This window comes from Providencia sp. PROV182 (assembly GCF_028480325.1).
GTDB classification, from domain to species: domain Bacteria; phylum Pseudomonadota; class Gammaproteobacteria; order Enterobacterales; family Enterobacteriaceae; genus Providencia; species Providencia hangzhouensis.
This window is the reverse complement of the sequence record NZ_JAMPOL010000014.1, coordinates 1-16,484: the sequence shown is the minus strand read 5'-3', so window position 1 is coordinate 16,484 and position 16,484 is coordinate 1. Positions and strand designations below refer to the sequence as shown.

The window sequence follows — 16,484 nt, the reverse complement described above, 5'->3', positions numbered from 1 at the left end:
TGAATTAATTTTGGCTCCGATACGGGGGAAGACATGGTTGCATTAGACAAAGATCTGCAATCCAGACAACTGGCAAGAGAGCTAGTTAGAAACGCGAAACAAGCGCAGAAAGAGTTTGCGACATTTTCGCAGGAAAAAATCGATAATATCGTTAAACACATTGCAATTGAGTCCGCACTTCATGCAGAAGAGCTGGCAAAAATGGCCAATGAAGAGACTGGGTTCGGTAAGTGGCAAGATAAAGTCCTGAAAAACACTTTTGCTTCAATGCGTGTTTATGAACACATTAAAGATCTCAAAACCGTTGGCATCATTAGTGATGACAAAGTCAACAAAGTCATGGATGTGGGGGTTCCTCTTGGTGTGATCACGGCGTTAGTTCCTTCTACTAATCCAACATCTACCATCATCTACAAAACGTTGATTGCCTTGAAGGCGGGTAATGCCATTGTCTTTTCCCCTCATCCAAATGCCAAAGCTTGCAGTTTCCGCACATTAGAAATTGTCAAAAAAGCCGCATTAGAAGCGGGGGCGCCAGTAGGAATTGTCGATGGCGTCACGATGCTAACTCTTGAAGCAACGAAAGAGCTGATGCACAGCAAAGACGTTTCTTTAATTTTGGCAACGGGAGGTGAAGGCATGGTACGCGCTGCTTACGCATCCGGTACACCAACCATCAGCGGTGGTCCAGGTAATGGCCCTGCATTTATTGAACGTAGTGCCAATATCAAGCAAGCGGTGAGTGACATCATCACCAGTAAAACTTTTGATAACGGTGTCATTTGCGCTTCAGAACAATCGATCATTGTAGAACGCTGCATTTACAACGAAGTTCATCGTGAACTGCTCGCTCAAGGCGCTTACTTCATGAATGAAGACGAAGCGAAACGCATGGCATCCATGTTGCTTAGAGCGAACGGTACTATCAACCCTGAAGTCGTTGGTAAAGATGCTATCACACTGAGTCAACGTGCAGGCTTCACTGTTCCGGCTAACACACGTGTGTTGATTGCTTTACAAGACACCGTATCACCGAAAAACCCATACTCCCGCGAAAAATTATGCCCAATTTTAGGGATGTATATCGAGGAAGATTGGCAGTCAGCTTGCCATCGTGTGGTTGACTTACTGACCAACGAAGGCCTCGGTCATACCTTGGTGATCCATACGCAGAACGAAGATGTTATTCGTCAATTCTCTCTGGAAAAACCCGTCAATCGTATTTTGATCAATACACCAGCGGCACTGGGCGGAATTGGTGCAACGACCAATATCACACCGGCTTTAACGCTCGGTTGTGGGGCAGTTGGTGGCGGTTCTAGTTCAGATAACGTCGGCCCGATGAACTTACTCAATATCCGTAAAGTGGGTTATGGCGTACGTTCCATTGATGATTTAAGACAGCCAGCTCAGCCTTGTGCACCTGCACAGCCAACAGCATCAACTTCGGTAAATCAACCGCAAGTGAGTATTTTTGATGACAACCGTTTCCGTAACCCTGTTACGGCAGCATCACCAGCCGCGGCTAACCCAACTGGCGATAACCGATTTGGCAGCACTGTAACAACGGCTGCGACTGCTGAGGCGGTGGTTTCTCAAGGTGACATCACTGAAGAAAATGTTGAGCAAATCATCAAGGCTGTTCTCGGACGCCTAAATAAGTAACTCATTGGAATAAGGCGGTATAAACCATGATCCTCGCAAAGGTGGTCGGACATGTTGTTGCAACGCAGAAATGCCAAGAACTTAGCGGCAGTAACTTATTAATGGTTACCAAGCTAGGGGATGACCTTGAACCGTTGAAAAACAAAACGTATGTGGCAGTCGACAGTGTTGGCGCAGGTATTAACGACATTGTGTTAGCTGAAGCTTATTTCGCTTTGAATAAAGACAATTACAAAGCCATGTCAGTGGTTGCCATTGTTGAGAAGGTTTATACCAAGGAGTAAAAACAGCATGAACCAGTTTTTGATTAAACCTAAAGTCCAATTCGGTGCTAACGCATTGGATTTTATCTCACAAATGAGTGCTCACCATGCCTTTATCGTCACTGACAAAGCGATGGTGAAGTTTGGCTTAGCTGATGAAGTCACTCGCAGGCTAACCCAAAGTGGCATCACATTTTCGATTTACGACGATGTTGTGCCGGACCCAGACATTTCAGCCATTGTTAACGGCATGAAAATCATGGATATGCAATATCCAGATGTGGTGATTGCACTCGGTGGTGGGTCGGTGATTGATGCTGCGAAAGCTGTTATTTACTCCCTCTGGCACACCAGAAAAAACGTCAATCGAGTCAAACCGCAGTTTATCGCGATCCCAACCACCAGTGGGACGGGTTCAGAGGTGACTTCATTTTCAGTCATCAAGTCACAGTCTGAAAAGTTGGTTTTAGTTGACGAATTCATGCTGCCAGATGTCGCCATTTTAGACCCTGTACTGGTGAAATCCGTACCAGCTTCGATTACTGCAGATACAGGTATGGACGTGCTGTGTCATGCACTGGAAGCGTATGTTTCTCGCACCGCATCTGATTTTTCGGATGCCTTAGCAGAAAAAGCAGTGCAATTGGTTTTTGGTCACTTAATTGATTGTTATCGCGACGGTAGCAACTTAGTGGCACGCGAAAAAATGCACAACGCTTCATGTATTGCCGGTATGGCCTTTACTAACGCATCACTTGGGATAACTCACAGCTTAGCCCATGCATTAGGCGGCGTATTTCATATTCCACATGGTCGTGCCAATGCCTTATTGATGGCTCAAGTCGTGGCTTTCAATGCGGATTTTGAAGGCCGCTGCGATAGTGAAGCCGCGAAACGTTACGCGAGTCTTGCAAGAAACTTGAATTTACCTGCTTCAACAATACGTGAAGGCGTTGAGAGCTTAATTATGGCAATCAACGTATTGAAAGATGAAATGAATATGCCAAAAGGCATTCAAGCAACCGGTATTAATGAATTCGATTTTAACGCCCGTTTAGGGGAAATGGTTGGGCAAGCACTGCGCGATAGTTGCACTCCGACCAATCCACGGGATGTGAGCAAGGTGCAACTGGAAGTGCTGTATAGACAGTCTTTTTAACAGTTAACGCTTTTATGTGATGAACAACAAACTAGAAAGAACATCAGGATAGGCTAACATGAATAAATATGCTTTGACCCCACGCGTAAAAATGCTGGCTGAACGCTTAAGTGCCCGCAATAGCTCAATTATTACTGAACGTGCCAATATTTTAGAAGCGCTTGGCAACCAACTGTCTGGCGCACCGCAGGCGATTAAACCTGCACAACGTTTTTATGAATTTATCCGTCATTTTCCTGCATTTATTGCCCAAGATGAGTTGATTATTGGTAGCCAATCATCAACGCCTCGTGGGGCGATTTTCCATACTGAAAATGAAATCAACAGCCACAGCATTTATACGTTTTTAGCTGGCGATAGCGCCATTGATGCACCCGATTACTTAGCGGTATTAAACATCGGTTTTTTAGCTATCAAAGCGCAATTAGAAAATAAAGTTAGAAATATCGGCAGTGCAGTTAGCCGTAATAGTATTGATGAGGCGAATAACTGCCGCTCGGCAATTTACGCATGTGATGCCGCTATCCATTTTGCGCAAGCTTTAGCTTCTAAAGCAGAGAGCATGGCAGCAGCAGAGTCTAATCAATATCGTCGCGCAGAGTTACAAGAAAGCGCAGCAATTTTACGTAATGTGCCAGCAAAACCAGCACAAACATTCAAAGAAGCTTGCCAAGCGTTCTATTTACTGCAACTTATCCTGCATTTAGAAAATGGCAGTTATGCAGTTAACCCAATGGGGTTCGATAAAGCAGTTTACCCATTCTACCAACGCGATATTGAACAAGGCCGCTTAACCCAAGCACAAGCTTATGAGATTGTAGAAAGTTTATGGTTGAAACTGGCTGAGCTCTCTGAAGTTCGCTCAACCAAGCAAGTCGATGGCTACCCAATGTTCGATGCATTAAAAGACGGTATTTATCTGAATGACCCTCGTGTATGCATTAACGAATTATCAGCTATGATGTTATCTGCTCATGAAAACATCAGTGTCATCAATAACGGCTTAAAAGTTCGTTTATATTGCGGAAAAAACAGCATTCAGCCGCAATACGCCGCGCCAAATGCCAGCTATGTTGCTCCAACGGCACAAGCGGAAACTGAATTCAAAGTGATGGAAGGGTTAACGCCTCGCTTACAACGCTTGCGTAACCGCTACTTAGAAGCACGCCCAAGTGTGTCTATCTATCGTGCACTCGCCTTCACTGAAGTTGTCAAAAATAACCCTGGTTTACCGCCAATTCTATTGCGTGCGAAAGCATTCCGCCGCGCTTGTGAAACTGCGCCAATCTTAATTCAGCCGGAAGAACTGATTGTAGGCCATCCATGTGGTAAAGCCCGTGCGGGTGCTTTCTCTCCAGATATCGCATGGCGCTGGGTGGTCGAAGAACTCGATACCATGAGTACGCGCCCACAAGATCCATTTGTTATCTCAGAAGAAGACAAAAAAGTGATCCGCGAGGAAATCGCGCCATTCTGGGAAGGGCGCTCATTGGATGAAATTTGTGAGGCTCAATACCGCGAAGCGGGGGTATGGGAATTCAGCGGTGAAACGTTTGTCAGTGATTTGTCTTATCACCAAATCAACGGTGGTGGAGATACTTGTCCGGGTTATGACGTGTTGTTATTCACCAAGGGAATGAATGGCATTAAAGCAGATGCTCAGGCGAAACTGGCTGAGTTAAGCATGGAAAACCCAGAAGATATTGACCGTATTTATTTCTATAAAGCGTCAATTGAAACCTGTGAAGGGGTAGTGGCGTATTCACACCGTATTGCTGCGCATGCTCGTGAATTAGCCGTGCTGGAGTCAGACCAAAAACGTCGCGAAGAATTGCTGACTATCGCACAAGTCAATGAAAACGTGCCAGCGAACCCACCGGCGACGTTGCAAGAAGCATTACAAAGCATTTGGACTGTTGAGTCACTGTTTGAAATCGAAGAAAACCAAACAGGTCTTTCTTTAGGACGTCTCGACCAATATTGCTTCCCAATGTATGAAAATGACATCAAAACAGGCCGTTTAACTCAAGACCAAGCATTAGAAATGATGCAGGCGTTTATCATCAAGTGTGCTGAGTTAATGTGGATGTCGAGTGAGCTGGGTGCGAAATATTTTGCCGGTTATCAGCCATTTATCAACTTAACGGTGGGTGGACAAAAACGTTCTGGTGGTGATGCTTGTAACGATTTGACTTACTTAATTATGGACGCGGTTCGCTTCGTCAAAGTGTATCAGCCATCACTGGCTTGTCGTATTCATAACCAATCACCACAGAAATACATGGAAAAAATCGTTGATGTCGTGAAAGCCGGAATGGGCTTCCCTGCCTGTCACTTCGACGATTCCCACATCAAAATGATGTTGCGTAAAGGCTTTGACTTTGAAGATGCGCGTGATTACTGCTTGATGGGCTGTGTTGAGCCACAGAAATCAGGCCGTATTTATCAATGGACATCAACTGGTTACACCCAATGGCCAATCGCGATTGAGTTTGTATTAAACCGTGGTCGCATGGTGCTATTCGATAGCTACCAAGGCTTAGATACCGGTGATTTACGTGACCTGAAAACATTCGAAGACTTTGATAATGCAGTGAAAGCGCAGATTGCTCATATTATTCGCTTATCCGCTATCGGTACCGTTATCAGCCAGCGAGTTCACCGTGATGTGGCACCAAAACCCTTAATGTCTTTGCTAGTGGAAGGCTGTATGGAAAAAGGGAAAGACGTTGCAGCGGGTGGGGCGATGATCAACCACGGCCCAGGGCTGATTTTCTCTGGTCTTGCAACCTATGTTGACTCCATTGTCGCGATTCGCAAATTGGTTTATGAAGATGGCCGCTACACCCTTGAGCAAATTCGTGATGGATTATTAGCTAACTTTGAAGGCTATGACGAATTACGCCGTGACTGCTTAAATGCGCCTAAATTTGGTAACGATGATGACTATGTTGACCAATACGCACTCGATATTACGGAGTGGACAGAGCGTGAGTGTCGTAAGTACGACATGTTGTATTCAACACTGAGTCACGGAACTTTATCCATCTCCAACAACACGCCGATTGGTGAGTTAACCGCAGCAAGTGCCAACGGTCGCTTGGCGTGGATGCCGTTATCCGATGGTATCAGCCCAACACAAGGTGCGGATAAACAAGGCCCAACTGCCATCATTAAATCAATCAGCAAAATGAATGTTGAAACGATGAACATTGGCATGGTGCATAACTTTAAGTTCTTAAAAGGCTTATTGGACACACCAGAAGGCCGCCACGGCTTAATCACCTTGCTAAGAACCGCTTCTATCTTAGGAAACGGCCAAATGCAGTTCAGCTATGTCGATAACGAAATGCTGAAAAAAGCCCAGCAAGAGCCTGAAAAATACCGTGATTTAATCGTTCGTGTCGCGGGGTACAGCGCCTACTTCGTTGAACTCTGTAAAGAAGTTCAAGATGAAATTATTAGCCGTACTGTAATTGAGAAGTTCTAAACCCATGTAGGCAGGTATGAATTTATACCTGCCATTTTATAACAACAATAATAAATTCTGATTTATAAACATAGTGTTAGAGGTGCAATGATGAGCGCGGCAGAGATTAAAGGTCGGATATTTAATATCCAAAAATACTCGATTTATGATGGCGACGGTATCCGAACACTGATTTTCTTAAAAGGGTGCAATATTCGTTGCCCATGGTGCGCTAACCCAGAAGGGTTAAGTAGCCAGTTTCAAGTGATGTTTTCCCACGATAAATGCGTCAATTGTGGGAAATGCGTTGATGTCTGCCCGACAGGGATCCACTACAAAACTATTAATGAGCAAGGTGAGCAAATTCACCGCGTGAATCGCAGCATTGATTGTATCGGTTGCCGTAAATGTGAAGAAGTATGCATTGGCGGTGCATTAGACATCATGGGTAAAGATGTCACTGTGGCCGAAATGATGGATATCATCATGCAAGATTATGATTTTTATATTTCTTCCGGTGGTGGTGTGACAATCGGTGGAGGCGAAATGAGCCTACAAACCGATTTTGCAGTCGCTCTACTGCGTGAGTGTAAAAAAATGATGATCAACACCGCAATAGAAACCCAAGGTACAACATCGTTAGAAAACTATGAAAAGTTAGCTGAAGTTGTCGACCTATTCCTCTATGACATTAAACATATTGATACTGCGCAGCATAAAAATCTATTCGGTATTGGCAATGAAAATGTTCGCCGCAACCTCGAAAGATTGATTGATCTCGGCGCGAACGTGGTTGTCAGAATGCCATTAGTTCGTGGCTATAACGACTCGTTTGATGCCATTACAGGGGCGATTAACTATGCGATGGAATTATCCAAACGCGGCAATGTAAAACGCATCGATATTCTGCCTTATCACCAGTTGGGCCGCGGTAAGTACGACAAACTGGATATGATTTATCCTGTTAAGCAAGACCCAACCTATAGTGCAGAAGAATTAGACCAACTTGAAGCATTCTTCAAACAATTTGATTTCGATATTCGACTGGTTCGTCACTAAGTAGGAGAGACAGATGAAAAGTTTAGGCGTAATTGAAACTCGGGGACTGACATCCGCAATACAGGCTGCTGATGCGGCGTGTAAAGCCGCCAGTGTAGAAATTGTAGGTTATCGAAAAATCGGCTCTGGACTGGTATCCGTTTGTTTCCAAGGCGAAATCAGTGCTGTTCGCACCGCAGTTGACCATGGTATTGAAGTGATCGCCAATAGTCAGCTACTCGTCGGCTCATTAGTGATTGCGCGGCCTGAAGAAAGCGTAATCAGTAAATTGCTAACAGTGAAAAGTAAAAAAGGTGAGTTAGAGAAAAGTCTTCAGCCAGAAGTAAAAGCAGAAAAGTTAGTGGAAAAAGCGGTTGTTGAGGCTAAAACAGAAGCGCCTGTGGTTGAAGTTAAAACCGACATCAATGTGAAAGACATCAAGAATGACCCGCGTAAAGGGAAAAAATCATGATGAATGAGCAATTAATGGGGAAAATATTGGAGCGGCTTTCAGCCTATACACCAGCACAAGGCAGCGTTTCCAACATTGCTATCCCTGTCGGAATATCTAACCGCCATGTTCATCTTTCACAACAGGACGTTGAAGCCTTGTTTGGCCAAGGATATCAGCTGACGCCATTTAAAGATTTAAAACAGCCCGGGCAATTTGCGGCGAAAGAATGCGTCATGGTGGTGGGACCAAAAGGGTCTATTAGCAAAGTCAGAGTACTAGGGCCTGTTCGCCCAAAAACGCAATTAGAAGTGTCTAAGGCCGACTGCTTTGCGCTTGGTATAAAAGCGCCGGTAAGAGAGTCAGGTGACATGGCAGGTTCAGGCAATGCTTTACTGATTGGCCCAGCGGGGCATGTCAATCTTGAGTCGCAGGTTATTTGTGCTCAGCGTCATATTCATATGAGTGTGATGGACTCAAGAGCATTAAATGTGGTGAATGGGCAAAAGGTGAATATCCGTACTGAAGGTGAACGCAGCTTAGTGTTTGATGAAGTTGTCGTGAGAGTGGATGAACGCTTTTCTCTTGAGTTTCATATTGATACCGATGAAGCAAATGCCGCGGGCTTACGCAATAACGATAGCGTATTTATCGCGGGCTAAGGAGTGGTGGCAGAATGAACGAAAAACTGATCGAGCGAATTGTGCAGCAAGTTTTACGTCAGTTAAAGCGACAAGTTCTGGTTGTGCTATCGCCTGTTGAGGGGTATCAGCAAGCTATTTACCAAAGACTGGCACAGTTAGATTCTGTTTCTTTTTCCTTTTATGCCACCGCATCAATGCACCAGTCTTTTGATGTTGAAAAATGGGCTGAATTGGGAAGTGTTATAAATAAAAGCACCTTATCAATAAATAGTTTAAATCATTATGACAGCCTGTTTTTACCGTTTATTGATGCAAAAGTCGTTGGTGAGATAGCCAATGGTTTGTTTATGAGTGAGGAAAGTGAGTTAGTCTTTCATGCATTATCACAAAACATGCCGATATTGGCACTGAAATACCATTGTTGCCCTGAAAGTGAATTAAGTCAGGTTTTAGGTTTAAATAAAAATGAAAATTATAATCAGTTGATTAAAGAAAATATCACTAAAGCAATCAAGTTAGGTGTTTATTTTGATTCATTTAATGAAATAGAAAATAAATTTTTAATTCGTGATATTACTGAAAATTTAAAACCTGAAATAAATGATGAACATCCAAATCGCTATATTACTTTAAAGGAAGTAATGAATAACCCTAGGGGGTATTGCGCGAATGAAAATAAATTAACAGATTCAGCAATCGATTATTTAAAGTCTCTTAAAAAATAAAGTTATTTAATCAAATTAAAAATTAATCTTTCTATTTATTGTAGGAGTATTATCTATGTCCCCTAAAGCAAAGTCATGGCTTTGGATGCTGGCGGTTATTGTTTCTGAAACCTCAGCAACATCGACCTTAAAAATGTTTGATAATAGTGAAGGTATGACTAAATCATTATTATTGGCATTAATCGTTGTGCTATATGTTATTTGTTACTATTCACTTTCTCGGGCAGTAAAATATATTCCTGTTGGTTTGGCTTATGCAACATGGTCAGGTACAGGGATCTTAATGGTTTCTACCCTCGGCATGCTATTTTATGGGCAACACCCAGACACTGCGGCGATGATCGGTATGGCCGTGATCGCGAGTGGCATTGTGATCATGAATCTATTCTCCAAAATGGGCTCCGATGATCCGGAAGAAACTGAACCATCTAAAGATGAAACTGAGTCTTCATTATTATCAACAAAAAATAACACAGCTCATTAATTCAAAGTTAAGGGGAATATTATGTTTACTGGATTTTTATGGTTAGCGCTTTCTATTGGCTCTGAAATAACGGGTACTTCAATGATAAAAAAGACCAATAGCTTTAGCAAATTGGGTCCATCTGTATTAGTCATTGTTGCTTATTGCTTGTGTTATTTCGCACTAACCCGTGCAATGGGTTATATCCCAGTCGGTGTGGCTTATTCATTATGGTGTGGGTTTGGTATTGTCGGTGTGACACTCGTTTCTATGATTTTATATAAACAAAAACCCGATTTCCCAGCAGTATTTGCGATGGGCCTCATTATCACTGGTGGGATCATTATGAATACATTTTCAACGATGTAGTAAAAAAGAAAACGCCGTACTTCAACATACTTTCTGTTATTTATCTTTAGCCCTCATTTTTATGAGGGTTATTTTTTGCTTATCATCTGAGCCCTGTGGTGGTTTGGCTACATAAAATGACGTTCTGGCGATAAACCGCAAAGTCTGTTGTATGTTAATTTATTACACATAAGTAATTTAATTTAGGAATGGATTTATGCAAATTATTGAATGGGATGATTTTACCCGTGTTGAAATGCGTGTTGGGACTATTGTTAGTGCACAAGTCAACAGTAAAGCCAAAAAGCCAGCTTATGTTATGGAAGTTGATTTAGGCGAATTGGGTATTAAGCGCTCTAGCGCACAGATCACTGTCAATTATACGCCAGATGATTTGATTGGTAAGCAGGTACTATGTGTGTGTAACTTTGAAGTCAAGCGTATAGCAGGCATTAAATCGGAAGTGTTGATCACGGGGGCACCTGATGAAAAGGGGGCGATTGTTCTTGCTGAATTTAACTTACCTTTGCCGAATGGGGCGCTTTTAGCCTAATGCCTACATTGATTGATTTTATGGTGATAACCCACTAAAATAATTGTGTTAATAATTAACACAAAGGTGATCTTATGGCTCGTACCACAAGTGTGACAATCGGAACGCAATTAGATGAATTTGTAAATCAACTGATTTCATCTGGAAGGTATGGTTCAACAAGTGAAGTTGTTCGCTCCGCACTGCGTTTACTTGAAATTCAAGAAAAACAAACGGCTGCATTGAAGATGCTAATTGAAGAAGGTGAAAAAAGCGGTGAATCATCATTCACACTCCATGATATAGCCAAAAAAATGAAGACCGCACATAATGTATAAACTTTCTAACTTAGCCGCTAAAGATTTTGAAGGAATATTTGAATATACTTTGGTGAATTTTGGTGTCAGTAAAGCGGATGAGTATACTAAAAGTTTACATTGTGCGTTAGAAATGTTGAGCTCCAATCCTTTGATAGGACTGAAGTGTGCGGAAATTTCAGAGGGGATTAGGCGTTATAATCATTCTAAGCATGTCATTTTTTATCGGCAGAGAACCAAAGATATCTTTGTTATACGAGTTCTTCACCAGCAAATGGAACCGCTGAAACATTTTTATTTTGATGAATTTGATAGATAGGCCAGTCACTTCCTCTATAGCAATATTACCACCTATAGTCCTATACTCTTGCTATTCATTGACCGTGGGAGTGCAACCCTTTGCGATTACCTGAGCTTCATTTTCGCCAATATTCGAACGACGTCATTTCTCATCAACATGATGGGCAGTGGCAAGTCGTTTTGTCGTTATCTGGGCAGATGGAAATTAATATGTACCGGCAACATTTTCTGTTAAATGCAGGAAAGGGGGTCGTGATCCCGCCTAGTGTGAGCCATGCTTTTAGCGGGCAGCTAGGAAATCAAAATTACGTATTAGAAATGCCTGCTACAGCACAATGGGCATTAAATGAAAAAATGACGCAATTTACTCTGACACCTGCCGCAATTGGTCTTTTGAATTGGTTGCAAAACTTCCCACAAGCTCCGGAACATAATTTTACGGTTGCTCGTCTATTGTTGGCACAGTTAAAACCTGAAAATAAATGGATTGATGAGCTTTCTCAATGGGTGGAACTGCGTCTACACCATCCTATTAGTTGTGAAGATATGGCAACGGCTTTTTGTATGTCAGTGAGTACGCTTCAACGAAAAATAAAGGCTGAAACACAGTTAACGGCGATGCAGTTTCTATTACAAAAACGCATGGAAGCGGCAGGGCGCTTATTATTATCCAATAAATCAATAGAACAAATTGCATTAGCGGTGGGCTATGACTCACATTCGGCATTTAGTCATGCATTTCGCCAATTTTATAGCAAAACACCGAATGAATATCGTTTGCAGGGAAGTCACTTACGGTAGGTTATTTGGGAGCTTTGTTGCCAGATAAAAATTAGCCACCTCGCCCGCAGCCAATTTTTATCTTTTTACAGCTTAGACCATGCGGATCCCTTCAAATGGGTTCCAGTTGTCCAATCCTTTGGTTTCTTTAATATAGTAAGCATAATTGGCAACCATGGCCCACAGCGCTGACATACCGACAGATACCCCTGTAAAGACGGCATTAGGGATCGTTCCACCAATCATAAAATCAATAATATTTAAAACTAGACCAACCCCAAGAGTGATACCAAGCATCACCAACCCTTTCTTCCACAGCCCTAAAATCAAGAAGTAAATAATACCGAAGAAGAAGGCAAAAATGTTCATATTAATGAGAATACGTTTACCGAAAGAGGCGGCTTTCAACGCTGCTTTGAATTCAGGCGTATCAGGAGCACCATGCTTATCAAAAAAGTCGAAACGTTCTTGCCATTTATTAGAATATTGTTTCTGTTCCATTTTCCATCTCTTGCTTATTAATAAGTATAAAATAGGGATTGATAATACTTGGATAACCATATAAAAAAGAGGTAAATAGTCTTAATATGACTATTAAGGGGCATTTTTAATAACGAATCAAGCAAAGAAAAATAAAGGAAGAATGATTAAGATAAATAGTAAACGGATAATGGATTAATTTATTGTAAGACTTACCTACATTATTTGGTATTTGACTTGTTGGCTATTTGTTCAGAAATTGAATTTGCATAGTTGCCATGTAAAAAATCAGTATTTACATTGGCTTGTTTGAGTTTTAGTTCGAGTAAAGCTAATTGCTTACTCACCGACGTATAATTGGGGTCGTCCACAGAGAGACCTTGTAGCATATGGCTTAGCGTTAGTGCATCTTTCCTTTGTTGTAATTCAGTGGGTAAATAGCCCGAGTTCTTTAATATTCGATACCCAGCCCTAAGTTCAGGTGGAACTAAACTATCATCTTCAAGCTGTAACATTTTTCCCTCCCCATTTAAATTTGAAAGCTCCCCTTTACTCAGAGCTTCTTGAATATGGCGTTCTGCCCAAAGATCAATGACTGACATGATGTGACTCCATGAATTGATTTTTTACTATTATAGCCTTCCATATCAATATAAAGAAAGTTGGTAGATTATTCTTTGTTGGGGTTGTTATTCCGAATTATAAGTAAGGTTTTATCGAGTGTTTATAAATAAGGTTTTTACTATTAATATGAAATAAAACTGCTAAAAAATAATATTTAATTAGTGATAAATGACGAATAAACGTCATAGATAATATGAAAATTGTTATATTGACCACACTTATAGAAATTAATTTATCTGATTTACTTTGGTTTTAATTGGTGCCTTTATTTAAATTAATAATATTAATGACTAATAAAAATGAATTATCCCTAATTATGTTGAATTTTATGTCTAAATTGTGTGAATTTTGTTGATTTGAAATGATCTATTTGTAAATGGTAAAAAACAAAAACATTGTGTAATGTCCGTTTTTCTTGTTTATAAGGAGAAAATATGGAACAAAAGAAGCAAGAGGGAAGCCGTTTTTTGCGAACGGTTGAGTGGCTAGGTAATGCACTACCACATCCCGTCATTTTATTTATTATTTTAATTGCAATTTTATTAGTTTCCTCAGCAATTGGTCAGTACTTTGGTGTAAGCGTGCCAGATCCGCGCCCAGAAGGCGCAAAAGGGCGGGCAGAAGATGGTATTATTCATATTGTAAGTTTATTGGATGCCGAAGGGATCCGAAAAATTATTGCGAATGTCGTCACCAACTTTACAGGTTTCGCACCATTAGGGACGGTATTAGTGGCATTATTAGGGGTTGGAATTGCAGAGCGGGCCGGCTTACTTTCCGCGGCTATGCGCTTAATTGTCACCAAAGCTCCACGAAAATTAACCACAATGGCTATCGTGTTTGCGGGGATCATGTCAAACACTGCCGCAGAATTGGGCTATGTGGTACTTATTCCACTGGCTGCCATTATTTTCCACTCATTAGGTCGTCATCCTTTAGCGGGTCTTGCCGCCGCATTTGCTGGTGTTTCAGGTGGTTATTCAGCAAACTTACTATTAGGTACGGTTGACCCGTTACTTTCGGGTATCACTCAGCAAGCTGCGCAAATCATTGATCCAACTTATATCGTGGGTGCAGAAGCAAACTGGTACTTTATGTTTGCCAGTACGTTTTTAATCACTATTTTAGGTTATTTGATCACCGAAAAAATTGTGGAACCCCAGTTGGGTCCATATACAGGTGGTGCCGTTGATGAAGATGAAAATAGCCTTTATGCTTCTGCAAACGTTACTCCACTCGAGAAAAAAGCGTTATTCTGGGCATCAGTTACCTTCTGGGGATTAGCGGCAATTTTGGCGTTGATGGTGGTACCAGAGAACGGAATATTACGGAATCAGGAAACGGGATTAGTCAGCAACTCGCCGTTCTTAAAAGGTATTGTGGTCTTTATTTTTGTCTTCTTTGCCGTTCCAGGCATCGTGTATGGTTATATTGCTAAAACTATGCGCTCGGATAAAGACATTGTTGATGCAATGGCTGGAGCAATGAGTACGCTCGGTTTATACCTTGTCATTATTTTCTTCGCGGCACAATTTGTTGCTTTCTTTGGTTGGACAAACATCGGGCAAGTTATCGCAGTTAAAGGTGCCAACTTCTTAAATAGTATCGACCTTCACGGTGGTGTGCTGTTTATTGGCTTTATTCTTATCTGTGCATTTATTAATTTAATGATTGGCTCAGCATCAGCCCAATGGGCGGTAACGGCACCTATTTTTGTTCCTATGCTAATGTTAGCGGGCTATGCGCCAGAAACTATTCAAGCGGCATACCGAATTGGTGATTCGGTCACGAATATTATCACACCGATGATGAGCTACTTTGGCTTAATTATGGCGATTGTTGTGAAATATAAGAAAGATGCAGGGATTGGTACACTTGTCTCAATGATGTTGCCTTATTCCATCATTTTCTTCATTGGTTGGTCATTATTCTTTATCGTATGGGTATTTGTATTAGGGATTCCTGTAGGGCCTGGTTCCCCGATTTATTTCACACCGGGAAGTTAGCGTTTTGATATTTAATTGAAAAACCATTGGTTGCCCTACTTTTAATTCATTGGATGAAGGGCAACCAATGAGGATGTAAGTTATGATTTTGTTATTTTAAACATAGGAACTAGATTAGATAGTAATTATAAAAATAAACTGCTGTGAGTGAGACAGTTTATTTTACTAAGTACCAACAATTACAATATTACGGTAAAAATTATTTTTATACTTAATAGAATGAAAGAGCTAATCAAATCCCTCCCAGAAATAGTCCTTTAGTTTTATTTTATCGTTCAAGTCAAAAATAATACCTTCATCTATAAGGGCTTGTTTGTGACGTAGATAGCACTCGCCTTTGACTGATAACTTACCCTGACTATTAATAATACGGTGGCAAGGCAAAGAACTTCCCGCAGGGATGGTTCTAATAACTTGGCAAACTTGGCGTACATGAGCTGGGTAACCTGCCATTTTTGCCAACGTTCCGTAAGTGACAACTCTACCTCTTGGGATACTCCCTATAAGACTATAAATGATGTCTCGGAAAGATGGCGCGTTGTTCATGGTTATAGCCTCAATTACGATGGGTGTTTATCAACCTAAATATGTAGGCGTTGGTGGGCAGTGCATGATTAAATTGTATAGCAAGTTTGTCAATGTGATAGTTTTCTTTGGCGGAAATCACCACAATGGGATGAGAGGGGGAAGTATCTGTTTTATGACTTGAGTTTTAAGCTGTAAATGGTGTTGAATTAAGTAATTATATTTTTCATGGGCGTAGAGGATCTTTGATTTGAATTATCTCTTTCTTAATATCACACGCCTTCTTTATATTTCTACTATTTTTACTAATAGTAAGTGACATTGTAGAGATTAAGGCAAAAATCTCATTATCTCTCCTCCATTTTAGGCTAAGCCAATACCACCGCACAAAGGTGATATTGACTTAATACAAACCTGAAACTTACTAACGGTAGGTAAATAAAACATTCACAGTGTTACTGAACTGCCCTGATTTAATGGCTTCAGCATCTTTCTTGGATAACTCGATACTGTAAGGGAAATAGCCGGGCTGTTGTTTACTGATACTCCCTTTATAATAATACTGATCAAACGCAACCTGTTGGTTATTGGTTCTGTCTGTAATTGCAGCTTGTAGGCCATTGTTAAAGACGATGTACTTTTTATTTATCACGCCACTGTTGCTTTGGAACGCAACACTGACTTCTAATGCCGCA

At 41.3% G+C, this 16,484-nt stretch carries 18 protein-coding genes and 1 pseudogene; 15 read left to right on the top strand and 4 right to left on the bottom strand.

Features of this window, described 5'->3' with window-relative positions; genetic code table 11:
* The first annotated feature begins 33 nt into the window (after positions 1-33).
* The 14 genes from PR834_RS12815 (at position 34) to PR834_RS12750 (ending at position 12,175) form a co-directional block, all read left to right on the top strand.
* Positions 34-1,665: an acetaldehyde dehydrogenase (acetylating) gene (locus PR834_RS12815; protein WP_272536697.1), complete on the top strand. Its 1,632-nt coding sequence runs from the start codon at positions 34-36 to the stop codon at positions 1,663-1,665.
* Between the two features lie 26 nt (positions 1,666-1,691).
* A complete protein-coding gene (locus PR834_RS12810) occupies positions 1,692-1,949 on the top strand; it encodes a EutN/CcmL family microcompartment protein (protein ID WP_004259057.1) in 258 nt (85 codons plus the stop codon).
* A 7-nt stretch (positions 1,950-1,956) separates the two neighbouring features.
* Positions 1,957-3,087, top strand: a complete 1,131-nt coding sequence (locus PR834_RS12805) for a 1-propanol dehydrogenase PduQ (RefSeq protein ID WP_004259053.1) — start codon at positions 1,957-1,959, stop codon at positions 3,085-3,087.
* 58 nt (positions 3,088-3,145) lie between these two features.
* A complete protein-coding gene (gene cutC, locus PR834_RS12800) occupies positions 3,146-6,577 on the top strand; it encodes a choline trimethylamine-lyase (protein WP_004259038.1) in 3,432 nt (1,143 codons plus the stop codon).
* 87 nt (positions 6,578-6,664) lie between these two features.
* Positions 6,665-7,615, top strand: coding sequence for a choline TMA-lyase-activating enzyme (gene cutD / locus PR834_RS12795; protein ID WP_004259033.1), 951 nt, complete (start codon positions 6,665-6,667; stop codon positions 7,613-7,615).
* 13 nt (positions 7,616-7,628) lie between these two features.
* The gene (locus tag PR834_RS12790) at positions 7,629-8,066 is read left to right on the top strand and encodes a BMC domain-containing protein (RefSeq protein ID WP_047757251.1); all 438 of its coding nucleotides are present in this window, start codon (positions 7,629-7,631) and stop codon (positions 8,064-8,066) included.
* Positions 8,063-8,707: a phosphate propanoyltransferase gene (locus PR834_RS12785; RefSeq protein ID WP_004259030.1), complete on the top strand. Its 645-nt coding sequence runs from the start codon at positions 8,063-8,065 to the stop codon at positions 8,705-8,707. The genes PR834_RS12790 and PR834_RS12785 overlap by 4 nt, the downstream gene beginning before the upstream one ends.
* Before the next feature lie 41 nt (positions 8,708-8,748).
* Positions 8,749-9,414 carry a hypothetical protein gene (locus PR834_RS12780; RefSeq protein ID WP_226617001.1) on the top strand — a complete coding sequence of 222 codons (666 nt, stop codon included), beginning with the start codon at positions 8,749-8,751 and terminating at the stop codon, positions 9,412-9,414.
* 55 nt (positions 9,415-9,469) lie between these two features.
* Positions 9,470-9,898 (top strand): DMT family transporter, encoded by a 429-nt coding sequence (locus PR834_RS12775; protein ID WP_004259023.1) that lies wholly within the window; start codon positions 9,470-9,472, stop codon positions 9,896-9,898.
* A 21-nt stretch (positions 9,899-9,919) separates the two neighbouring features.
* On the top strand, positions 9,920-10,246 hold the full coding sequence (locus PR834_RS12770) for a DMT family transporter (RefSeq protein ID WP_004259019.1): 327 nt from the start codon (positions 9,920-9,922) through the stop codon (positions 10,244-10,246).
* Positions 10,247-10,442: 196 nt separating this feature from the next.
* Entirely contained in the window at positions 10,443-10,778 is a 336-nt protein-coding gene (locus PR834_RS12765) for a tRNA-binding protein (RefSeq protein ID WP_110591171.1), read from the top strand.
* 74 nt (positions 10,779-10,852) lie between these two features.
* Complete coding sequence (locus tag PR834_RS12760) at positions 10,853-11,095, top strand: type II toxin-antitoxin system ParD family antitoxin (RefSeq protein ID WP_094961552.1); 243 nt, start codon at positions 10,853-10,855, stop codon at positions 11,093-11,095.
* On the top strand, positions 11,088-11,393 hold the full coding sequence (locus PR834_RS12755) for a type II toxin-antitoxin system RelE/ParE family toxin (protein ID WP_047757257.1): 306 nt from the start codon (positions 11,088-11,090) through the stop codon (positions 11,391-11,393). Before PR834_RS12760 ends, PR834_RS12755 begins: the two co-directional genes overlap by 8 nt.
* Positions 11,394-11,473: 80 nt before the next feature.
* Positions 11,474-12,175 (top strand): helix-turn-helix domain-containing protein, encoded by a 702-nt coding sequence (locus PR834_RS12750; protein WP_036958053.1) that lies wholly within the window; start codon positions 11,474-11,476, stop codon positions 12,173-12,175.
* A gap of 72 nt (positions 12,176-12,247) precedes the next feature.
* Here PR834_RS12750 and PR834_RS12745 read toward each other — a convergent pair whose 3' ends face one another.
* Together PR834_RS12745 and PR834_RS12740 are read right to left on the bottom strand one after the other, a co-directional pair.
* Positions 12,248-12,655 (bottom strand): DUF2628 domain-containing protein, encoded by a 408-nt coding sequence (locus PR834_RS12745; protein WP_036958052.1) that lies wholly within the window; start codon positions 12,653-12,655, stop codon positions 12,248-12,250.
* A gap of 200 nt (positions 12,656-12,855) precedes the next feature.
* Complete coding sequence (locus tag PR834_RS12740; RefSeq protein WP_004259005.1) at positions 12,856-13,236, bottom strand: DUF1992 domain-containing protein; 381 nt, start codon at positions 13,234-13,236, stop codon at positions 12,856-12,858.
* A 456-nt stretch (positions 13,237-13,692) separates the two neighbouring features.
* On the opposite strand from PR834_RS12740, the gene PR834_RS12735 reads away from it, so the two are divergent.
* A complete protein-coding gene (locus tag PR834_RS12735; protein ID WP_110591172.1) occupies positions 13,693-15,264 on the top strand; it encodes an AbgT family transporter in 1,572 nt (523 codons plus the stop codon).
* A 228-nt stretch (positions 15,265-15,492) separates the two neighbouring features.
* Here PR834_RS12735 and PR834_RS12730 read toward each other — a convergent pair whose 3' ends face one another.
* On the bottom strand, positions 15,493-15,810 hold the full coding sequence (locus PR834_RS12730; protein WP_094961548.1) for an MGMT family protein: 318 nt from the start codon (positions 15,808-15,810) through the stop codon (positions 15,493-15,495).
* Positions 15,811-16,213: 403 nt separating this feature from the next.
* Positions 16,214-16,484 (bottom strand): annotated as a pseudogene (locus PR834_RS12725) (hypothetical protein); the annotation flags it as partial.